This is a genomic window from cf. Phormidesmis sp. LEGE 11477 (assembly GCF_015207105.1).
Taxonomy (GTDB): domain Bacteria; phylum Cyanobacteriota; class Cyanobacteriia; order Phormidesmidales; family Phormidesmidaceae; genus Phormidesmis.
In genome coordinates, this window is record NZ_JADEXO010000005.1 from 91,532 (window position 1) to 112,652 (window position 21,121).

Annotated in this window: 17 protein-coding genes; 6 read left to right on the plus strand and 11 right to left on the minus strand. The window is 50.9% G+C overall.

The window, feature by feature from the left end; all coding sequences use genetic code 11:
• The first annotated feature begins 82 nt into the window (after positions 1-82).
• Positions 83-1,030 (plus strand): CPBP family intramembrane glutamic endopeptidase, encoded by a 948-nt coding sequence (locus IQ256_RS02950; RefSeq protein WP_193854063.1) that lies wholly within the window; start codon positions 83-85, stop codon positions 1,028-1,030.
• 66 nt (positions 1,031-1,096) lie between these two features.
• On the opposite strand, the gene IQ256_RS02955 is transcribed toward IQ256_RS02950, so the two are convergent.
• From IQ256_RS02955 to IQ256_RS02970, 4 genes are all read right to left on the minus strand, one after another.
• Positions 1,097-1,780 carry a methyltransferase gene (locus IQ256_RS02955; RefSeq protein ID WP_193854064.1) on the minus strand — a complete coding sequence of 228 codons (684 nt, stop codon included), beginning with the start codon at positions 1,778-1,780 and terminating at the stop codon, positions 1,097-1,099.
• A 255-nt stretch (positions 1,781-2,035) separates the two neighbouring features.
• The gene (locus IQ256_RS02960; RefSeq protein WP_193854065.1) at positions 2,036-7,432 is read right to left on the minus strand and encodes a WD40 repeat domain-containing protein; all 5,397 of its coding nucleotides are present in this window, start codon (positions 7,430-7,432) and stop codon (positions 2,036-2,038) included.
• A gap of 10 nt (positions 7,433-7,442) precedes the next feature.
• The gene (locus tag IQ256_RS02965; RefSeq protein ID WP_193854066.1) at positions 7,443-8,759 is read right to left on the minus strand and encodes an AAA family ATPase; all 1,317 of its coding nucleotides are present in this window, start codon (positions 8,757-8,759) and stop codon (positions 7,443-7,445) included.
• Positions 8,760-8,907: 148 nt separating this feature from the next.
• Entirely contained in the window at positions 8,908-10,035 is a 1,128-nt protein-coding gene (locus tag IQ256_RS02970; protein WP_228024516.1) for a transposase, read from the minus strand.
• A 286-nt stretch (positions 10,036-10,321) separates the two neighbouring features.
• Between IQ256_RS02970 and IQ256_RS02975 the strand changes: the two genes are divergently transcribed.
• The gene (locus IQ256_RS02975) at positions 10,322-11,392 is read left to right on the plus strand and encodes a TrkA family potassium uptake protein (protein WP_193854067.1); all 1,071 of its coding nucleotides are present in this window, start codon (positions 10,322-10,324) and stop codon (positions 11,390-11,392) included.
• On the opposite strand, the gene IQ256_RS02980 is transcribed toward IQ256_RS02975, so the two are convergent.
• Positions 11,389-12,024 carry a restriction endonuclease subunit R gene (locus IQ256_RS02980; RefSeq protein ID WP_193854068.1) on the minus strand — a complete coding sequence of 212 codons (636 nt, stop codon included), beginning with the start codon at positions 12,022-12,024 and terminating at the stop codon, positions 11,389-11,391. The genes IQ256_RS02975 and IQ256_RS02980 overlap by 4 nt on opposite strands.
• A gap of 151 nt (positions 12,025-12,175) precedes the next feature.
• Between IQ256_RS02980 and IQ256_RS02985 the strand changes: the two genes are divergently transcribed.
• Complete coding sequence (locus IQ256_RS02985; RefSeq protein WP_370623332.1) at positions 12,176-13,090, plus strand: histone deacetylase; 915 nt, start codon at positions 12,176-12,178, stop codon at positions 13,088-13,090.
• A 56-nt stretch (positions 13,091-13,146) separates the two neighbouring features.
• Positions 13,147-14,064, plus strand: coding sequence for a rhodanese-related sulfurtransferase (locus tag IQ256_RS02990; protein WP_228024517.1), 918 nt, complete (start codon positions 13,147-13,149; stop codon positions 14,062-14,064).
• A 5-nt stretch (positions 14,065-14,069) separates the two neighbouring features.
• Here the strand turns inward: IQ256_RS02990 and IQ256_RS02995 are convergent, their stop codons facing one another.
• From IQ256_RS02995 to IQ256_RS03015, 5 genes are all read right to left on the minus strand, one after another.
• Positions 14,070-14,363 carry a prevent-host-death protein gene (locus tag IQ256_RS02995; RefSeq protein WP_193854069.1) on the minus strand — a complete coding sequence of 98 codons (294 nt, stop codon included), beginning with the start codon at positions 14,361-14,363 and terminating at the stop codon, positions 14,070-14,072.
• Positions 14,364-14,493: 130 nt separating this feature from the next.
• Positions 14,494-14,718 carry a type II toxin-antitoxin system MqsA family antitoxin gene (locus IQ256_RS03000; RefSeq protein WP_193854070.1) on the minus strand — a complete coding sequence of 75 codons (225 nt, stop codon included), beginning with the start codon at positions 14,716-14,718 and terminating at the stop codon, positions 14,494-14,496.
• A gap of 21 nt (positions 14,719-14,739) precedes the next feature.
• Complete coding sequence (locus tag IQ256_RS30270; protein WP_228024518.1) at positions 14,740-15,012, minus strand: DUF4258 domain-containing protein; 273 nt, start codon at positions 15,010-15,012, stop codon at positions 14,740-14,742.
• 19 nt (positions 15,013-15,031) lie between these two features.
• On the minus strand, positions 15,032-15,703 hold the full coding sequence (locus tag IQ256_RS03010) for a class I SAM-dependent methyltransferase (protein ID WP_193854071.1): 672 nt from the start codon (positions 15,701-15,703) through the stop codon (positions 15,032-15,034).
• A gap of 41 nt (positions 15,704-15,744) precedes the next feature.
• A complete protein-coding gene (locus IQ256_RS03015) occupies positions 15,745-16,302 on the minus strand; it encodes an SRPBCC family protein (protein WP_193854072.1) in 558 nt (185 codons plus the stop codon).
• Between the two features lie 419 nt (positions 16,303-16,721).
• Here IQ256_RS03015 and IQ256_RS03020 point away from each other — a divergent pair, with 419 nt between their 5' ends.
• Entirely contained in the window at positions 16,722-16,907 is a 186-nt protein-coding gene (locus IQ256_RS03020) for a hypothetical protein (RefSeq protein WP_193854073.1), read from the plus strand.
• On the opposite strand, the gene IQ256_RS03025 is transcribed toward IQ256_RS03020, so the two are convergent.
• Positions 16,848-17,867 carry a YihY/virulence factor BrkB family protein gene (locus IQ256_RS03025; protein WP_370623333.1) on the minus strand — a complete coding sequence of 340 codons (1,020 nt, stop codon included), beginning with the start codon at positions 17,865-17,867 and terminating at the stop codon, positions 16,848-16,850. The genes IQ256_RS03020 and IQ256_RS03025 overlap by 60 nt on opposite strands.
• A gap of 517 nt (positions 17,868-18,384) precedes the next feature.
• Between IQ256_RS03025 and clpB the strand changes: the two genes are divergently transcribed.
• Positions 18,385-21,000 (plus strand): ATP-dependent chaperone ClpB, encoded by a 2,616-nt coding sequence (clpB, locus tag IQ256_RS03030; protein WP_193854074.1) that lies wholly within the window; start codon positions 18,385-18,387, stop codon positions 20,998-21,000.
• Positions 21,001-21,121 lie beyond the last annotated feature (121 nt).

A 21,121-nucleotide genomic window follows, 5' to 3' on the forward strand; every position in this document is an offset into this window, starting at 1 on the left:
CGCCTTTTACAGCTAGCATACTGAAGCCATCAGGAACGTACTGCTATTTCGAGGTTTCAGCTCATCTAGAATTACAGTTCCTATGTCCGACGCTTATATTCAGCTTGCTCGCCAGGGTAGAAACCATTGGTGGCGCTATCTATTAGGCTCTATCGTCACGCTCATTCTCTCTATTACTGGAGGCACCCTCACCCTAGGTCTATTTGTTGCCTACATCGCTAACGACAATAATCCCAATACCAGAGTGCTCTCGCCAGAAGCAGTCGCCGCTGGTCAGCCTTTTATTGTTGGCGTTTCTCCGCTCGTGCTCTACATTGTTTACAATCTGGCATTTCCGTTCTTTCTGTTAGGCATCTATCTATCAATTCGCTTTCTTCATCGGCGATCTTTTCGGACTTTAATCACCCCGACTCGTCGCATTAGCTGGCAAAGAATCAGCCAAGGATTCATCGTTTATTTTCTGCTCATCGTCGTAGAAGTTAGCATCAGCTATGCCCTTTCTCCTGAGGCGTTCACGCTCAACTTTCAGCCCTGGGCTTTTATTAGCTTCATTCCGATTGTTGTAGTCTTAACTTCGCTGCAAACATCAACAGAAGAATTGTTCTTCAGAGGGTATCTGCTGCAGGGCATTGGCTCTCGTTTTGGCAAATGGCTAGCGATTCTCTTGCCGTCCATACTCTTCATGTTGTTGCATCTATCCAACCCAGAAGTCACCACTCAAGATAGCTGGGAGGCTGTTGCGAGTCTGGTCATTTACTATTTTATGATCGGCGCTTTCCTGGCCTGGCTGACCATCAAAGACAACGGTCTAGAGCTAGCGCTAGGCGTCCACGCCGCTAACAACATCGCGACTTTTCTCCTAGTCACTAGCAACAACAGCGTCATTCCCTCACCTGCGATCTTCAGCGTCAGCAAGTTTGAAGCTGATTTTGGCATCGTTATTTTGACGGCGATGTCGCTGTGGATATTCTCTTTCGTGGTGTTTAGATTGCTAAGGCATCCTCAGAGGAACGGGCGCGGTATGAGGTAACTATGGGCTATCGAGAACAAGAGAGACTACCGAGAACAACACAGAGACTATCGAGAACAACAAAAACTACCGATAGATTCTGTAAACGCTGCCTTTGACCTCGCGGCCCTCGTGGCCTGTAGTGCTCATTGGCTGGCGTTCAAACTTTAGGTTGGCCTGCTTGAGTGCATATCGAAATCCGCCCTTGGTGGATCGATCGGAATCGCTGAGCAGGCAGATCCCTTCTGGCTCTAGTACGGTCTGGATGAAGGCGATCAGCGGGGCGATGTTGCGCTCTTCGTAGATGACGTCGGCGGCGAGCAACAGAGGCACCTGGAAATCGGGAGGAAATCGCCAGTCGAGCGGCAGCTTTTTGAAGTGGGTGAAGCCATTGGCGATCGCATTACCCGCCGCAAACTCTACAGCCGTCGCATCGTAGTCGCTAAAGGTCACGTGCATTCCTAAAGAGAGCGCCACAATTCCAGCTAGGCCCACACCGCAGCCAATTTCTAAGGCCGGGTGATCAGCGGGCCAAGTTTGCTGCATCAACACTTCGCCTAGCATCTGGGAAGAAGGCCAAAGCTCTGCCCAATAAGGCATGTACTGATCGGCATGAAAGGCACTTTGAGTGCTGGGATGGTCTAATAGCTCGTCGGCATTGCCGGGATAGGTAATTTGAAATGTCTTCGAGCCCACAGCAATCGATTTGTGCAATCGCTGGCTGACTGCCTCTAGTGGCGTAGTGTGTAGAAAGGCGGAGGCAGCAGACATAGAGAATAATTAGATGGATTCGCTTTGTTGGTTAGCTTAGTAGAGTTAGAGCTTAGGAACGAGAATTTAATAAACTGTCTGATTTCAAGTCTTACCGCAGGCCCTCATCCTAAATCCTTCTCCCTGGGGGAGAAGGACTTCAAGCTCCCTCTCCTTCGGGAGAGGGTTGGGGTGAGGGCGGCAGAAAATGTGCATCTTATTAAATTTTCGATCCTTAGTCGAATTAGTCAGCTTAGAAGGAAACTAGCTGATCTCTTACATAGCATTATCGCCTACGCCAGTCTCTTCAACTGCCATATCCTCGTCTAGCTGTTGTCGAATCTCGGGCCGAGCGAGCAGCCAGTCCGATAGCCAGTCGTAACCCTGACGCTGCAAATCTGCCAAGCTCAGATTCCAAATTCTCACCGTGCCATCAGCCCCCGCCGACAGCAGCCTCTTTCCACTAGGATCAAAGTCCACATCCCACACGACGCCCTCATGTCCAGTCAGCGGCGGCAATAGCTCCCCAATCACGCTCGGCGTTTGCAAAGCCTTGGGTAGCAGCGGCCACAGCCGGACATCGCTATCATCACTACCAGACGCTAGAAACGTGCCGTCTGGGCTAAACCGCAAACTTCGTACCCAGTCTCGATGGCCCTGCAAGCGAATCGGTCTAGGCGTCAGCCAAATTCTATCGAGCGATAGCTGGCGCACGGGCCAGAGCAAAATCGCACCGTCCGCTCCCCCCGTGGCAACAAACTTGCCATCAGGGCTAAAGGCCACGCACCACACGCCGCCCGTGTGCCCTTTGATCTTCTGAATCAGACCCGTCTCGACGTGCCACAGATGCAAGGTGCTATCTTCGCCAGCAGACAGCAAGTAGCGTCCGTCTGGGCTAAAGCTGACTGACCAAACGGTGTTGGTATGCTCGGTTAGTATCTTTAAAGGCTGACCTTGCTGGTTCCATAGGCGGAGCGTCTGGTCGCTGCTTACAGAGGCCAAATACTTACCATCTGGGCTGTAGCGAACCTGCCAAACCATGTCGCCGTGACCGTGCAGGGATTGAAGCACGGTGCCATCTGGCTGCCGGATTTGAATGGAATAATCTGCACAGGCGATCGCAAACTGAGTCCCCGCTGGATGCCAGTCAACGCTATGAGCCCCCTGCTGATGTAGCGAGATCGTTTTCACCAAATCGCTATCTTTAGCCCACAGCCTGAGGTTGCCATCTCCAGCAACAGAGAGTATTTGCCTCGGTTGATCCGCATTAGGCTGCCAGCGTGCGCTCCAAACAATGCCATTGTGGCTTTCTAGCATCGGCATCGTCGGCCCGGTCAACTGCCAGATCCGCACTTGGTCGTCATCGCCTCCCGAAACGAGCGATCGCCCGTCTCCGCTCCAGGCCACACTATGCACACTGCTACGATGCTTAAATATCTCTAGCACCTGGCCGTCTAGGGTCCACACCCGGATTGTCTGGTCATCACTAGCCGATGCCAGACGCTGACCATCGGGGCTAAATGCGATCGCCCGCACACAGTCCTCATGGCCATAGAAGGTCTTTAGCCTACGTCCGTCTACGGCCCACAGCCGAATATTGTTCGAATCTCCAGCCGCCGCTAGCTTCGTACCGTCTGGGCTAAACGACACACTTCGCACCCAGCCGCGATGTCCGCGTAGCGTACGGAGTAGCTCACCCGATAGGCTCCACAGTCGCACCGTCTTATCCTCGCTTCCAGTTGCCAGTAGCTGACCATCTGGGCTAAACGCGACGGCTCTAGCCCAGTCTTCGTGCCCCACTAATGTAGTAATCAGCTCACCATTCAAGTTCCACAGCCGCGTGGTGGTATCGCTGTACGTAGCGGCAATGATTGAAGCCGCAGGATTGAAGCTGACGCTAGTCACACTGAGCGGTGTAGAGTCTATGGTTTGAATCAGCTCGCTATCTGCCTGTCCGTCATCTGTCTGCCCGTCATCTGTCTGGTCCAACTGTGGCCGCCACAACCGGATAGTACGGTCCATGCCAGCGCTGACCAGATAGCGACCATCGGGGCTAAAGCACACATCGATGACGCCAGCTTCGTGGCCGACCAGCGTCCGCACTAGCTCGCCTCGCTGGGTCCATAGCTTCAGGGTGCCATCTTCGCTAGCAGAAACGATGGTGTAAGGTGCTACGGCGCTGCAGTCTACGGCCAAGACCCAGTCGCGATGGCCTAGTAAAATATTTTTCTCACGAATGCCGTAGATAGCTGATGACAGACACAGTGCCGCCTGCATCCTCAAAAGGGAGGTTGCTTGAGAGGGCATTTGGTTGGCGGCTTGGCTAGCGGCCTTCAGCGCTTTGACCAGAGCTTCTATGCCGTTTCCAGAAAGGCGCAGCGATCGCGATGTAGAAATCAGCGCTTCGATCTCGGCTAGCCTGGCCTGCTGACGAGCCAGCGTGGCTTCGGCTAACGTTTCCGACTGGGCGGCTAGGGCTCTGCGGAGCTGATCTTCGGTCAGGGCTCTGCGATCGCGCTCCACTTGCAAGACTTCCATCAGGCCCGCTGGCTGCTGATCTGATACCAGGCTAGCTAGATATTCATGCACAAGCTGATAGCGAACGCTTGAAACTTCGGGCACTTCAAACACCAAACCAGAGCCAATAAAGATATCTAGCACCAGACTTAGCTGCTGCGGCGTATTTTTGATGCCAGCCAGCGTCAGCGGCTCGCGTAGCTCAGAGAGACTTTTAAGCGGGCGCTTCTCCCCTTCACTGAGCAGATACAGCACAGAATTAGCCACTGTCCGATTTTCTGGGCCGCAGTCATAGATAACATTGTTCAAAAAACTCTTGAGTAGCTGTTTTTTGGGCGATTGACCCAGCGATTTGTACGCAGAGAGAGTTTCTATCTTTTGCCGCTGTAGCTGTGCGCCGACCACCTGCAGCTCAATCGGGCGCACCTCGCCCGTCAGCGCCGCCAAATCATCTACTAGCGCCGAAACCAAAGCAGGCTCAGGAGAAAAAGCCGAAGGTTCGCTCAGCCGATGGATCAAAGTCTCAGCCGCCGCTGGCGTGAAGTTGCCAAGATAATAACGAATCTCTTTGCTGAGTATGTCGTTGTTAATGGCTTCTAAATCTGTGTTGCGATCCCATTCGAGTAGATAGTGCAAAAAATCTTCTCGCAGTGAGAGTACAACTTTTACATAAGGTAAGTTCAAACAGTCGCGTAAGAGCGTGTAGAGTTCTCTACGCTCCGCAACAGTTGAATACTCGTAGAAAAAATCCTCGAACTGGTCGAAGATAAGAACAATCTGTTGGTACCTAGCCTGAGTGAATAGCGTCAAGGCATCCGTTAGTTTTCCTACAACAATACTTTGACCAGTTGGACTTTCTGCGGGGTGCTTTACATTTGAACGCTCTGGACTTGAGGAAGCTGTACCTGAACGCTCTGTACGCTTTGTATCTGAACGCTCCTTATCTAATTCTTTGCTGATGCCTGGGCTCAAACGCTTGGATAGGGCTTTTCTTATCCGATTCTCCCAGTCACTGTATTCGCTGATAAGTATGGGAAAAGTTGTTCGACCTTCCCTGATCAAGCTATGAAGTTCCGGGATTAGTCCTGCTCGCAAAATAGAACTTTTACCGACACCCGACTGTCCGTGAATCACCACGATGGGATAGCGAGGCTGAGCTAATTTCTCGACCAGTGCTTTGATATCTTGATCTCTACCAGAGGCTTGAATAGCAGCAGATAGAGCAGTATCGGTCACGCCGGTCGAAAGAGAATGAGCGATCGCAGAAACAGGCTGAATCTGACCAGCGCCAATGAACGCCCTTAGCCCTAGAAGACTCTCAATCCGGCGCTGCTCTAGCTTGATGCGGAAGGCTTGGGCATATTGTTTATGTCTAAAATAGAGCATCCACAGCCGATCTAAAATCTGTCGGTAAAGCGCGAAATCATAATAGGGGTTCGTATTTTGCAGCGCCTGCTCCAGGTTTTCGATCGCCGCCGCGATCTGTCCTTCTAGCTGATAGGTTCTAGCAAGAAGATAAAAGTAGCCACCACGTTGGTAGCGTAAGAGCGTTTTATCCTTGGTGGTTAGCAGTGTCTGGCCAGATGTCTGGTTAGGGGTCTGGCCAGATGTTTGGTCAGATGTTTGGTCAGGGGTCTGAGAGATTCCCAACGCTCTCAAAACAACAGTTTGAGCGACTTTGATATCTTCTGGAGTAGGATGATTGTTGTTTTGAGCGAGCAGTGCTTTAGCCCAGTAGCCGTAGTCTTGGGCTAGCTTGATCGGCTGGTCCTGATGCAGAGAAACCGCTTTTTGGGCGATCGCCATCAGTCCATCCCAGTCTTCTAGCTTTTGTACAACTTCTGCTAGGGGTAAGATAAATCGGCTTACCCTGTCCAAACGCCGCTGCTGTTCAAAGATTTCTACAGCGCCTTCAAAGTATCGCCTAGCCTGTTGATAGTTGGCCTTTTGATCCACGCTCTTACGATCGACAATGCTTTGAGCAACTTGGATACGATTATCGGCCTCTAGCATCCGCTGGCCACGCCACCACACCCCTAAGTGAAATAGCAGCACGGCTTCTCTATCTCTTGCAATAGCTTTCTCTTTTGCAATAGCTTGCTCTTTTGCAGTAGCTTTCTGCTCTGCTTGCTTATCTCTATCTGGCTGTTTACTCTGATCTATTGGCTCGTCACTATCAGCAGCCTCGTATCTACCCGCAGCGGCCTCTACTTGCCAGTGCAGCAACGCTTTTTCATAATGGTTTCTTGCTTTTGTCAGATCGCCTCGGCGATGCAAACTACGCCCCTGCAAAAACAACAGATCGGCTAAAAGATCGAGGCTGATCAACTGATCGCGTTCTGGTGGAATTTGAGTGAGCTGGGCGATCGCAAACGTCAGCTCTCTAGCGGCAGTTGGCTCAGATACCTGGGCGCTCAGCGGCAGGCGACCGGGCCACAGCGAAACTGTCTCACTTTCTAGAATTTGCTCAAACGTATCGTCTGCCTGTGCTGACAAAATCTGTACTAGCGAACTAAGCGGATAGTCAAACCGAATGGGCGTAGCAGCAAAACTTTTGAGATCGGGCGCGTAGCGATTTAGCTGGGCCAGCACCGTGTCATTCGCCCACAGCACAACCGGATAGGGAAAATGCTTGGGCAGCTCATCGCGGCCTAAATTAGCCGCCTTCAGCAGCTTGGTTAGGTCAGAATTTTGATCGGATAGACGCTCGGTAGATGTAGAAGCCGCTATCTCTTCTATGCCAATAATTACCAGCGCTTTGGCTTGCGTAGTCGCCTGCCATCGAGACTGTTCGGCAGCGATCGCACCGATCTCTTTGGCCACTGACTCTCGCAGGTTAGTGGCATCCGGTGGTAGCAGAACAACATTAAGAAAGAGATCGTCTTCCAGCCGGTTCAACAGCACCTGTCTTAGGCGTCGATAATTTGCCCGTGCCAAAATTAAAGAGAACTGCCCTTGCCCAAGCACTACAGCCCTACGCAGATTGTTGAGTGCCGTTTGGTTGTGTTCTAAAATAGCCGAGTCGACACCATTGAATTCAGCGCTATCAAGCTGTTGATTATCTTGCTGTTGATTATTCAATTGCTGATCGTCTAGCGGTTGATCAGCTTGCTGCTCATCTGAATTTCCAGACGATTGATTGGGTGGTGAGGCCATAAGAGATATCCTAGCGGTTCGCCTGCCACTGCCTATACTTTTTGGTTTCAGCTAAGATCGGATTTAGCCCAAACCATCGGCCCTCACTATCTCTATACTCATACAAGAACAAACTTCTTAGCAGCGGATTATACGCTTCGTTACCCTGATCGTCATTATTACCAATTGCAGAAAACAACAGTTGCCATTCTTCCGCGTCGATCAGCCCCACTAGAGCATCTCGCTCATCTCGAATCACCAATTCTAGGACTGCTTTGGTAATCGGCGGATCGCCTTTTTGCAGACAGCCGTACAGCAGCCGCATCAGGTTTCTCATGTGGCCACCGCTGATGGCGACTAGGCGATTGAGCGTGTCGGGTGAATCAAAGACGATGTCGATTTTCTCCCAGCGATCGCGCGCCAAAACAGTCGGGAAGGCCCTCGCTAGAACCATCTGTTGCAGTAGCTGCCTGCCTCTGACAAATGGCTCACCCGTCCGGGTCGTCACGGGCACCATCGACAACAGCTTCGGCGAGATGCCAAACCGATTCGACAGTCTAGGCAGCTCGTCCGAAAAAATTAGCGCCAGCGGAATCGTATACACCACATGGCAGTTCAGCCGCTTAAGCTGCTCACCGCGATCGACAAATAGATACTCCGACTGACTGCGGCCATTGGCCCGGCTGATGGGATCAATTCGATCTAGATTGTCAGCAATCACCACCAGCCCTTTCTTACCGTTAGCGCGTAGCTGCTGAGTGGCGACCGCTAGAATCTCTTGGTTAATCGAATCGATGATGCTCTTGGTTCTAGGCTCTAGATACTGCCGGAGCTGGCTTCTCATCTCAGGGCTTTCTTTGGCCCGCGCCGTAATGGCCGCGACGCCCACAGAAAAACTAACGTCGCTGATATCCATTGGCGATCGCAACGTCTCTAACAAATTACGAAACAGCGCTTCCAGCTTAGAAGGTCGCAGCTGAATCCCCTCCGACTCTAAACTTTCTGTCACCTGATGCGCGACCATCAGCAAAATATCGCTAATGTCCACATCCGCCATCTCCAAGTCTCGATCAGACTCAAAATACACGACGTGAAAATTCTGTTGCTCCAGGCCACCTTTTAGCCGAAACAGTTCTGTAGACTTGCCGCAGCCGATGTGCCCAGTAAATAGCTGAGTCGTCGGATCGAGCGGGGAGAGCTGTACAATCGTTCGACCAATTTCGCTGACGATATCGCCACCCCGTACAGAAGAAAAATCAACGTAATAGCGCCTGTCTTCAAGCTGAGCCACCTTCAAAGGCCGACTAGGATTAGCAGCGCGATAGAAGCGGGGTAGATCAAGAGCCATTCTAAGAACCTAGGGCAGACACCAATGCAGCAGTGGATGGATTGCGGTTTCTGCATGATAAGCCAATTGACTACTCCCACCGCTGAAAGCGGGGGATTCCCCGGCTTACGCATAGGGGTTTCTGCCTCATAGCAACTGCCTTCGAGAGCTAGGCTCTGTCAGGTCTTACGCTCGCTCCACAGACTGACACGGCTAGACCAGCCGCCAAAATATTAATTGCTGCGTTGATATCTCTATCATGCCGAACACCGCAACTAGGGCAATCCCACTCACGAATATTCAACGGCAGCTTGTTAACGGTGTGACCACAAGAACTACAGCGCTTAGAGCTAGGGAACCAACGGTCAATCTTGACCAGTGTTCGCCCGTACCATTCGCACTTATATTCAAGCTGCCTCACCAGCTCACCCCAGCTAGCATCGCTGATAGCTTGAGAGAGTTTGCGGTTTTTCGCCATGTTCTTCACAGCCAAGTCTTCGACGGCAATCGTTTGGTTTTCTCGCACCAATCGAGTCGTCAGCTGGTGAAGCATATCTTTTCTAGCATCGGCGATCTCTGCATGTACCCGCGCTACGCGCCGCCTTGCTTTATGCCGATTGTTAGACCCTTTTACCTTACGGCTAAGGGCTTTTTGAGCTTTTCTCAGCTTGCGATACTTAGCCTTAAACCCTTTTGGGTTAGCGACTTTCTCGCCATCGCTGAGTGTCAGCAAGGCACTGATACCCAAATCAACGCCAACCTCTTTATCAACAGGTGGCCATGGTTCAATATCAACATCCACCAGCAGAGAAACACTCCACCTACCAGCAGGCGAAAGCTTCACGGTGATAGTGGACGGTTCAGTGCCAGATGGCAACAACCGACTCCAACGAATTGGCAGCGGTTCAGAACACTTAGCCAAGTAGACTTGACCATCCTTGTACTTGAATGCCGACTTAGTGAACTCAGCGCTACCGCCATTGCGCTTCTTTTTGAAGTTCGGGTACTTGGCTTGCCCCGCAAAAAAGTGACTAAAAGCTTTCTGAAGATGGCGCAATCCTTGCTGCAAGGGAACGCAACTCACGTCATTCAAAAAAGCTAACTCAGCTTCTTTTTTCCATCCGGTGAGCAATGCTGAGCTTTCTTTATACCCGACTCGCTCTTGCCTTTCGTACCAAGCCTCAGTCCTTGCGGCCAATGCTCGGTTATAGACAAGACGCGAACAACCCAACGTCCGCCGCAGCAAGTTTTCTTGCTCAGCAGTTGGATAGAATCGGTACTTGAAAGCCTTTTTCATCATAATCACATTATCACACTCAGAGTGTGAGGGACACTCTGAGTGCCTGCGAATCCTGAATGTTCACTGTTGCTCACTTGAGGGGAAGGGGCATTCCTCCTATCGCTGAATGCGTAGGTTTCCTGCCCGATTCCCCCCAAGCTCTCCTACCTGAAGATGAAGGTGACTACCAATACACTTCTAAAGCCGCTTGCCCGATAGGGTATAGCTATCACTTTCGCTACCTAGCTCTGCACATTTCGCCAGCCCAACACGCCAGCTCAACACACCAGAGAGTACAAATCGATTGCGTCCTCCTCTCAAGAGTCCATTTCATCGCATTCGGACGGGTGCGCTATTCTTCTTCATTACCATCCTAGTTGCGGTCATCGGCTACATTTTGGCTGGCTGGACGGTGCTAGATGCTATCTACATGGTAGTCATCACGATCTTTGGTGTGGGCTATGGAGAAGTCAATCCACTCGAAACAACCCCGCTGCGGATCTTTACTATCTTCGTTATCTTTGCTGGCGCGCTGTCGGTGGCTTACATCGTAGCGGGCTTTGTGCAATTGGTGACCGAAGGCGAACTCCGCCGTGCTCTTAACCTTAGACAAATGACTCATGAAATCCAAAATCTAACTGACCACGTAGTTGTCTGCGGCTATGGCCGGATGGGTCAGATGCTGACGCAAAAGCTGAAGGCAGACGGCCAGCGATTCATTATTTTGGATCGCGATCCCGATCGGATTAACGCCGCGCGATCGCTAGGCTATCTAGTCTATTTAGGCAATGCCACCGACGAAGATCACCTCAAAGCGGTCGGTATCGATCGGGCCAGGGCATTAGCAACTGTCCTGCCGGAAGATGCGGCCAACGTATTTATCAGTCTCACGGCCAAAGAGCTAAACCCGCAGCTAATAGTCATCGCCAGAGGAACCCTGCCTTCATCCGAAAAAAAACTACGCCTAGCCGGAGCCGATCAGGTTGTTTTGCCCGCCAATATTGGCGCATTGCGAATAGCGCATCTAATCTCGCATCCTAGCGCTGTCAACTTTCTCTCAAAAGACGATGGCCGGGCCAACCTCAACCAGATGCTAGCCGAAATTGACATCCAAATGAACGAGCTATCGGTGCGAGCCGATTCGCCATTAGTCGGGCGAACGATCGCCGATGTCGAACTCCGTGGTCGGGGCACCTTCATCATCGTAGCCCTAAGAAAAAGTGATGGAGAAGTGATTGTTCACCCTCAACCTAATGAAGCCCTATATAAAGGCGATATCGTCATGATCATGGGCCACCAAGAGGACATGCCTACCTTTGCCCAAAGACACGCCACCAAGTCTCGGCTACGCTATCGAGGTGCTAGAGTGCGTTAGCGACCTACTGCCCCATGCTCAGCCCTCGACAGCTTCTTGATGATTTTCAAAGTCTGTTCTAAACCAGCATCTTGATCGATCAAAAATTCTTTCGAGCGGGCATAGCGTGTTGTTTTTCCCCGTTTGAGTTTGAGAAATACAAAACTTCTGCCGTTAGTAACCATGCCGTACAGCGTTTCTTGCTCTTTTGGCGCAGCTAGCATGTATGCCAGCACCTGAGGAATCCCCACTCTAAGAGAAAAGCCAGCCTGTTTTGACTCAATCGTCAGCACCCAAAGAAAATCCCTAATAATCAGCGTGTCTAGGCGTCCTCTTAGCTTCGCGCCTTGATCCTCTGCCACGATCTCTACCGTTTTTTCTGTTTCCAAATAAAAGGGCGGTAGAAACAACCCGGCAGCATCTAGCAGCGGTCCAACAATTGCCATATTGACGCTGCTTTCTAGAACTGGGCGTCTCTCTATATTTTTGTAGATCGCTTCAATTCGCTCTACCCGCTCCTTTTCAAAGGCTGTCAGCTCCGGTAGATTCGTTTGCCATTCCTCAAAAAACCGCTCATCAGTAGACGGCTGCATCGAAAACCGTTCCTCTACTGCACTTAGCGTCAGTTTCTCAATGGCAATAGTTTGAGTCATAGTGGCTTAGAAAAGTAGCTGTGCCCTCATCGTAATCTATGCACCTCTCTCCATATATGGCCAAATATGGCCAAGGCCGCAGATCATAAGAGGGCTGTAAACTATTGAACTATCTGGCTTTCCTTCACCCAGGCTTTCTTTCACATCCATCGTGACCCATTTTCCCGTTGTCTATCACCCTAGCTATGTCACGCCCCTGCCGGATGGCCACCGCTTCCCGATGCCGAAGTTTCAGCTTTTACGAGATTTGTTGGTACGCGATCGCATCATCACCGAAGCCCAGATCTATCAGCCCAGTGCGCCACCGACTGAATGGCTAGAGCTAGTTCACACTGCTAGCTACGTGCAAGCCTATTACAACGGCACACTAGACGCCAAAGCTCAAAGACGCATCGGCTTGCCCTGGAGCCCTGGCTTAGTCAAAAGAACCTGCACTGCGGTCGGCGGCACGATATTGACCGCAAAATTGGCCTTGCAGCATTGCATTGCCTGCAACACAGCAGGCGGCACTCATCATGCTTTCCCCGACTACGGCTCAGGCTTTTGCATCTTCAATGACTTAGCGATCGCCATCAAAGTCCTCCAGTCTCAAAACCTAATTCGCAAAGCCTTGATCGTTGATCTAGACGTGCATCAAGGAGACGGCAGCGCGTTTATCTTTAAGGGAGACCCAACCGTTTTCACGTTCTCAATGCACTGTGGCATCAACTTCCCAGGCCGCAAGCAGCAGAGCGATCTAGATGTACCACTTGACGAGAATACAGGAGACGCAGCGTATCTAAATGTGCTGCGATCGCACCTCCAGCCGCTCCTGACTCAGGTCAACCCCGATCTAGTTCTCTATGACGCGGGCGTAGATGTCCACAAAGATGATCGGCTCGGCAAGTTAGCGCTGAGTGATGAAGGGGTGTTTGAACGCGATTGCACCGTCTTGCAAACCTGCTACAGCGCCGGCTTTCCAGTCGCCTGCGTCATCGGCGGCGGCTACGGCGAAGACATGAGCGCCCTGATCTATCGCCATTCGCTTCTACATCGCGCCGCCAAAGCAGTGTTAATGGCAAAATAGAGTTCGGACTTTCCAAAGTCCTTGCGCTAACTGTCTTGTTTCACCCATCTCGATCGATGACTGTCGCTACCATGCCTGTAACCGTTGCCACCTTCTATAAGTTCGCGGCGCTTACTGACTACGCAGATCTGCAGCAACCGCTTAGGGACATCTGTCAGCGCCAAAACATCAAAGGCACCATATTGCTGGCAGCAGAAGGTATCAACGGCACCATCGCTGGCACCAAAGCAGGCCTCGATACAGTGCTAGCCCACATTCAAGCCGATCCGCGCCTAGCCAGTCTCGATATCAAAGAATCGCCTGCCGCTGAAACCCCTTTTGAGAAACTCAAAGTCCGTCTAAAAAAAGAGATTGTCACTATCGGCTTACCAGAAGTCAGTCCTACACAGCAAGTCGGTACCTACGTGCCTCCGAGGGCCTGGAACGAGATTATCGCCGATCCAGAAGTCACCGTCATCGACACCCGCAACGATTACGAAGTGGGAATGGGCACTTTCCAAGGGGCCAAAAATCCTCAGACAGAAGTTTTCAACGAGTTTCCCAGCTATGTAAAAGAGAATCTAAATCCTAAAAAGAACAAGAAAGTTGCAATGTTTTGCACGGGTGGCATCCGCTGCGAGAAAGCATCATCCTACATGCTCGCTCAGGGATTTGAAGAGGTCTATCATCTCCAAGGCGGCATTCTTAAGTATCTCGAAGAAGTTCCTGAAGAAGAGAGTCTATGGAACGGAGAATGTTTTGTTTTTGACGAACGGGTGGCGATCAAGCACGGCCTAGAACCAGGTACCTATGCTATGTGCTACGCCTGCGGACATCCTATTTCCGAAGAAGATCAACAGTCTGTTGACTATGAGAGCGAAGTGTCTTGTCCGCACTGTGTTGGAGAGTTGACTGAGGAAAAGCGCGATCGCCTTCGCGAGAGAAAGCGTCAGCGTCATCTAAATGCGAAGAAAAATAATACAGGCCCTCGCTAACAGTATTAGAAACATACAAAAACGTCGTCGTCATCAATGAAAGGATTTGATCTATCTTCTCTAGAAGCAATTTCTAAAACAAACTCTTCTTCCACAGCGACCTGTCGAACTTCTGCGAATACGTCAGCAACAGATTTTTCTTTTCTACGCTGTTGCCACTCTAAGAATTCCTGAAACAAATCAGCTTCAACGACAAATGCAACTAGGTGATTTCGTTTATAGATAGGTTGAGGTTCAGCTAGCGCAGCTTGCACTAGTTCAGAAAACCGCTGTTTAGCCTGTGCAATTTTCCATTCCATAGATCTGTCTATATAGATGTGTCCATATTGTCTCTTCACTCATCGATAGCTTGAAGCGACGCGGTGTGGATGACAATGTGATTGAGGAAGCGCTGAGCGAAGTTGGAGGAGAATTAGGCGCTCTCCTCTCCTAGGCTGCATAGCGACGGATCTCTACCTCAGCGCCACTTGCTACTACAGATTCTGCTTTATTCAGTAGCTCTTCTGCCACGTCATCGCTCAAGTAGTACTCTCCACAGTTTTTACAGATATCAGCAGGAACTTTCCTAAAGACGATAATCGCCTGGTCTCGTTCCAATGTGATAGTTGCAAATCCTTTAGATGTATTTCCTTGCCTGCAAATGACACAGTTCATAGCGATTTCCGTGACTTGAAGTCAGCATTCCATATATCTTGACAGGGCTCGTATGCAGTGACCACGTAGACGGTCTGGGTCTCTACATCTTTTTACATCTTTTGCAGCTACGACGTGTAGCGCACGTTTACCTACATATCCTAATAGCAAACAGCTAGGGTACGGTCGGTCATCAGAATAGTCTGCAATAACTTCTCCATTAGTGACTACTGCTGTTACCGCTTTCTTTGAGATTCGTCTTTGAAACATCTGCTTAATCGCGTGGCCTGACCAGATTAATTTCTGATAGTTCATATAATCTGTGACTTGCTCGCTACTCGTCGCGATTTCTGAGCGCAAGCAGTAAACCGTCTCCTACAGGCAGAAGACTCATCGTCACGCGCTCGTCATCTCGCACTTTCCCATTCAAGGCTCGGATGCGCTGCGTTCTTTTGTCTTGCATATCTGGATCGGCGACGCGGCCATACCAGAGCATGTTGTCTATAGCGATTAGGCCGCCGGGTCTGACTAGCTGGAGCGATTTTTCGTAGTAGCTGTCGTAGTTGCTTTTATCGGCGTCGATGAAGGCAAAGTCGAAGGTGTTGGATTCGCCGCTGTCGATCAGATGATCGAGCGTGTCTAAAGCAGGGGCAAGGCGAAGATCGATTTTGTGGGCGATGTTGGCTTTTTGCCAGTAGGTGCGGGCGATCGCACAATCTTTCTCATTCACATCGCACGCCACTATCTGACCATCATCTGGCAGGGCTAGGGCGACGCATAAAGCACTGTATCCAGTGAAGACACCAATTTCTAGCGTCTTTTTTGCGCCGATTAGCTGCACGAGCAGCGCCATAAACTGACCTTGCTCAGGAGAAATCTGCATCCTTGACTGCGGATGCTCAGCCGTTCGCTTTCTTAGCTCAGTTTGGACAGGCAGCTCTTTGATCGAGGCTGATAGCAGATACTCGTACAGGCGAGCATCTAAACCGATTGATTGACTAGACATAGAGACTGCTATCAGAAGACCTTTAGAAAGCCGTTAAAGAACTAAGCCGCGCACATGACGCGACGCATCGTCTTCATATTACCGGGCAGATCGTAGCGAATGGCCTGTTCAATCAAAAAGCTAGGAACGGGGATCAGCGGTGTCGCTTTGACAGAATAGGTAATCAGCGTGCCTGCGCCATAATCTTCTAGGGTCAAATCAGCCGCGAAGTCTGAAAAGGTGCCGCGCTCAAAGCGAAACTGAATACTTTGATGTAGCGTCTCGATCACCTGCAAGTAGATCTCGACTTGAGCCGAGAACATCATGAAAGCCTTGCGAGCGACCTGATATAGTCTGCGGGTGGCTGGGTGGGTCTTGGTCTGATGCTTGGCTTCTAGTACCTGGCTTTGCACAATATCAGGGAAGTATTGAACCCACTTGCTGTAGTCAGTCAGTTGCTGCCAGGTCTGCGATCGCATCATCGGCACATACATCGTAGCGGTCACCGCTGCTCCTGCACTTACAGGTGTCGTCGAAATCAGCACATCACCTTGTAATAAAGATTTTTCTTGCTGTAGTGCTACAGCATCAGGCGCGCAGAGAGTCGAAGAAACTGTCATAAAATCCAGAAGAATGAATAAAAGCGGACTTGGCCTTCTTATAGCCAAACAATCTTCGTAGCCAAGCCATCTGTAGCCAGTAGAAACAGTGTCATTATTGCGTGCTCCTACCAACGGGCAGGTTAAGTCCGTACAAGGGACAGATGAACTTTCGGTAAATCTACTTGTTCCTACCTCCGCTGCGATCAAAGAATGCCCAAGCCTTAATTGCCTTATGCACTCCAAGCAGCCGTCCTAGAAGTCGCCACCGTCTGTAAACAACACTCTACAAAAAGATAAAGTTGAGCGTTACAGAAACGTCTGCCTGCGAGCAAACATTAACAGCCACCTTGAGGATAAAATCGTATTCAATCTTACCAAATGTATAGATTTATTTAATGATCCCTGTATCTGTCATTGGCACTAGGAAAAAACTGACCATGTTCAATCGCTTTCGTCTCACCCCCGGCGCTCAGCTACTGCTGTTGCTGATCTGTATCACACTCGCTATCTGGATATTGCGAGGGCTGACGCTGCTGTCGTTTCTACCCGGTATTGTGCTGTGGCTACTCATACTCGCCTGCTTGGGCGTGTTTGTCTTTAATAGTTTGCAGGCGATGCGCTAGCTCGCGCTTTTGCCGTTCAATCATGGCTCGGCCCACTGTAAAATTCAGCAAATCGCCAATCAGCATGACCAAAGAAGTCAGCCACAGCCAGAGCAGTAGGACAATGACTGTCGCCACCGCGCTATAGACAAAATTGCCGAAGTGAGCAACGTACAGCCGAAACAAGCTAGAAATCACCGCCCAAGACAGCGCCGCTAAAACGGCCCCCGGCATAATCGGCTTTCCAGGTGTCCAGCGGCTAGGCCCAAACCGATAGATAAAAGCAAAGGCCGACGACATGATGCTCAGCGCCAGCGGCCAGCGAGAATACCCCCAGGCAGTAGCGACCCATGAGCCAATGTCTCCTCGACTGTGGTAGATCAGCTGGCCGACGGCCCACTCGCTGATAAAGACAAAGCAAGACGCTGAAATGAGTAGTGCGATGGTGCCTAGCGTGAGCGTGATCGATACCAGTCGCGCTTTCCAAAAGGGGCGACGGCGGCGGACGGGAATCTGCTGCATTTGATCTAGCGCTCGCATCGCTGCGCTCATTGCCCCAGACGAAGCCCACAGGGCAAAGGCAAAACTCACCGAAAACAACCCTCTGCTGGGCTGGTCTGTCACCACAGCTTCAAAGCCGTAGATCAGCTCCGGCACGCCAGCCGGGGCGACTTCACTCAGTTGCTGAGCCAGCTTCAAGAAAGTAGAGCGCAGCGGACTGAAGATACCAATTGCAGTAAATAGAGCCAGAATCGCCGGGAACAGCCCCAGCATAGAGTTGTAAGCCATCTCAGAAGCTAGGCTTGGCAGTCGCTGGCGAAACGTATTGCGAACGACTCGGCGCACCGTCAGCACATTGAGGTAGCTCAAAAAGCGAACAAATTCAATCGGCGATAGCACGTGCCGAATGCGCTGTAGCGGCCTTTGTTCGCAGTAGGTTGCGTATAGCTTTTGGGAAACAGCGCGATGACGTGAGGCCACAAATTTCTATTTCTATATAAAAGTTGACTGAACTGGAGGCCGAGTAAGCGCGGGCTAACTGGCCAAGGGAGCCAGTCTGCTGGAGCAGATAGCGGCGGACTAGCGGCGAACGGGTGGCTGTGGAGACTCTTTCGTGTTTTGACTCTCATATTCTGACATAGTGTCACAAGTCAAATTCTTTGGCGGTGCGGAACCTGCGCTGGAACATTGACGGCCAGGGCCTATCCGCAAAGCGCCAAAGCAAAGGTAAGACGGCACGTAAGGGGGCGGCAATACCTACCTTTTGAAGCCGTGAACACCGAATCGTGTAGCGTGCTGTCCTATTTACAATAATAGGCATCCACGAAAATACAGAAACCGCCTACAGCGTACAAAAAAAGGCTTACAAGCACTAAAGGTAACGCTAGATTTAGCGTCAAAAGTGCCATAGCAAAGCAGCACGTCCACGGCGGATCTATCTAGAGAGGAGACACCTCTATCTAGAGAAAACCCCAAGAAGCGCTTGAGGAGAGAAGCCATGCAAATTAACGATCCTAATAAATTTACTGATAAGGTCCGAGCTGCGCTTGATAGCAGCATAGAAATTGTCAAACGCTCAAGTCAGCAGCAGCTAGAGCCAGAGCATCTGATGCTGGCGCTGTTGGAGCAAGAAGGGCTAGCATCGCGAATCTTTCAGAAGCTAGACGTGTCGGCTGAAGGGCTGCGATCGCACACCCAGGCTTTCATCGACCAGCAGCCCAAAGTCAGCAGCAGTGACTCAGTCTACATCGGCAGACACGCCGACGCATTGCTAGATAGAGCGGATAGCTACCGTCAAAAGCTCGATGATGATTTCATCTCCACCGAGCACTTAGTCTTGGGCTATGCAGGCGACAAGCATTTTGGCCAGGGCCTGCTCAAAGCTTTCAATATCACCGAAAAAGATCTCACCCAAGCGATCACGCAGATAAGAGGAACCCACAAAGTGACCGATCAAAACCCCGAAGGAAAATACGAATCCCTCCAGAAATATGGCCGAGATTTGACCGAATACGCTCGTGAAGGTCTATTAGATCCGGTCATTGGCCGCGATGACGAAATTCGCCGGACCATACAGATTTTGTCTCGTCGAACCAAGAACAATCCGGTACTGATCGGTGAGCCTGGTGTCGGTAAAACTGCGATCGCAGAAGGACTCGCTCAGCGCATTGTTCGTGGTGATGTGCCTCAATCTCTGCAAGATCGCACATTAATTTCACTAGACATGGGCGCACTGATTGCCGGTGCCAAATACAGAGGCGAATTTGAGGAACGTTTGAAGGCGGTTCTGAAGGAAGTCACCGAGTCGAGCGGCCAAGTTGTTCTATTCATTGACGAGATTCATACCGTCGTGGGTGCAGGCGCGACCCAAGGGGCAATGGACGCAGGCAATTTGTTAAAGCCAATGCTGGCTCGTGGTGAGCTGCGCTGTATTGGTGCCACGACTTTGGATGAATATCGTCAGCACATCGAAAAAGACGCCGCGCTAGAAAGAAGATTTCAGCAGGTATACGTCGATCAGCCATCGGTGGCCGATACCGTCTCGATTCTGCGCGGACTCAAGGAGCGCTACGAAGTCCATCACGGTGTCAAGATTGCAGACAGCGCCTTAGTTGCCGCTGCTGCGCTATCCACCCGGTACATCAGCGATCGATTCTTGCCGGACAAGGCGATTGACCTAGTAGACGAAGCGGCGGCCAAGCTCAAAATGGAAATTACTTCCAAACCCGAAGAGCTAGACGAAATTGACCGCAAAATTCTCCAGATGGAGATGGAGCGGCTGTCGCTGCAAAAAGAGAGCGATCCGGCTTCGGTTGAGCGGCTAGAGAAGCTAGAAAAAGAGCTAGCTGATCTCAAAGAAGAGCAGGCTGAACTCAGCGCTCAATGGCAGTCTGAAAAAGATACTATTGGCCAGGTGCAAACGATCAAAGAAGAGATCGACCGACTCAATGTAGAAATTGAACAGGCTGAGCGAGCAGCCGAGCTAAACAAAGCGGCTGAGCTGAAGTATGGCAAATTGCCTGAGCTGCAGAAGCGCCTAGCAGACGCCGAAGCGGAGATCAGTGAAACGCAGACTTCTGGTAAAACGCTGCTGCGCGAAGAAGTGACCGAAGCGGACATTGCTGAAATCATTTCTAAGTGGACTGGCATTCCGCTTAGCAAGCTGGTCGAATCAGAGATGCAGAAGCTATTAAACCTAGAAGATGAGCTGCATCAGCGGGTGATCGGACAAGACGAAGCCGTGACGGCGGTGGCTGATTCTATTCAGCGATCGCGCGCTGGCCTCGCCGATCCCGATCGCCCCATGGCTAGCTTTATCTTCCTTGGGCCTACTGGCGTCGGTAAAACTGAGCTGGCCAAAGCCCTAGCTAGCTATCTGTTTGACACCGAAGAAGCGATGGTTCGCATCGATATGTCTGAATATATGGAGAAGCATTCCGTTTCTCGCCTGGTCGGTGCGCCTCCTGGCTACGTGGGCTATGACGAAGGTGGTCAGCTCACCGAAGCCGTTCGTCGCCGTCCTTTCGCGGTCATTCTCTTTGACGAGATTGAAAAGGCCCATCCCGATGTCTTCAATATCCTCTTGCAGGTATTAGACGACGGTCGCATTACCGACTCGCAGGGTCGCACGGTGGACTTTACCAACTCCATCATCATCATGACTAGCAACATCGGCTCGCAGTACATTCTAGATATTGCAGGCGACGATACTAAATATGACGAGATGCGATCGCGCGTTACCGATGCCTTGCGTAGCCAGTTCCGCCCCGAATTTCTCAACCGCATCGATGAGATCATCATCTTCCATGCGCTGATGAAATCTCAGCTTCGCGACATCGTCAAGATTCAGGTAAAGCGTCTAGAGCGCCGTTTAGAAGAGCGCAAACTATCGCTCAAACTGTCCGATGCTGCTTTAGACTTCCTAGCCGATGTCGGCTACGACCCAACCTATGGAGCGCGTCCACTCAAGCGAGCCATTCAGCGCGAGGTCGAAACTAAGATCGCCAAGGCAATTCTACGCAGCGAGTTTCTTCCTGGTGACACCATCTTCGTCGACGTAGAAAATGAGCGCTTGTCCTTCAAGCGGCTGCCTGCTGAACTTGTGACGGCATAGCGCCCTATCTTTGGATCTCTATTCCTTAGAACATATATCGCTAAAGGAGATGGCTATTGTCCATCTCCTTTTTTCGTAGTTTCATCAAATCTTTTTGAACAATGCGTATGAGCAGACCCTG

Coding starts and splice junctions, on each gene's coding strand:
- IQ256_RS02950 (WP_193854063.1), top strand. CDS start 83: ATGTCCGACGCTTATATTCAGCTTGCTCGCCAGGGTAGAAACCATTGG.
- IQ256_RS02955 (WP_193854064.1), bottom strand. CDS start 1,780: ATGTCTGCTGCCTCCGCCTTTCTACACACTACGCCACTAGAGGCAGTC.
- IQ256_RS02960 (WP_193854065.1), bottom strand. CDS start 7,432: ATGGCCTCACCACCCAATCAATCGTCTGGAAATTCAGATGAGCAGCAA.
- IQ256_RS02965 (WP_193854066.1), bottom strand. CDS start 8,759: ATGGCTCTTGATCTACCCCGCTTCTATCGCGCTGCTAATCCTAGTCGG.
- IQ256_RS02970 (WP_228024516.1), bottom strand. CDS start 10,035: ATGAAAAAGGCTTTCAAGTACCGATTCTATCCAACTGCTGAGCAAGAA.
- IQ256_RS02980 (WP_193854068.1), bottom strand. CDS start 12,024: ATGACTCAAACTATTGCCATTGAGAAACTGACGCTAAGTGCAGTAGAG.
- IQ256_RS02990 (WP_228024517.1), top strand. CDS start 13,147: ATGACTGTCGCTACCATGCCTGTAACCGTTGCCACCTTCTATAAGTTC.
- IQ256_RS02995 (WP_193854069.1), bottom strand. CDS start 14,363: ATGGAATGGAAAATTGCACAGGCTAAACAGCGGTTTTCTGAACTAGTG.
- IQ256_RS03000 (WP_193854070.1), bottom strand. CDS start 14,718: ATGAACTGTGTCATTTGCAGGCAAGGAAATACATCTAAAGGATTTGCA.
- IQ256_RS30270 (WP_228024518.1), bottom strand. CDS start 15,012: ATGAACTATCAGAAATTAATCTGGTCAGGCCACGCGATTAAGCAGATG.
- IQ256_RS03010 (WP_193854071.1), bottom strand. CDS start 15,703: ATGTCTAGTCAATCAATCGGTTTAGATGCTCGCCTGTACGAGTATCTG.
- IQ256_RS03015 (WP_193854072.1), bottom strand. CDS start 16,302: ATGACAGTTTCTTCGACTCTCTGCGCGCCTGATGCTGTAGCACTACAG.
- IQ256_RS03020 (WP_193854073.1), top strand. CDS start 16,722: ATGTTCAATCGCTTTCGTCTCACCCCCGGCGCTCAGCTACTGCTGTTG.
- clpB (WP_193854074.1), top strand. CDS start 18,385: ATGCAAATTAACGATCCTAATAAATTTACTGATAAGGTCCGAGCTGCG.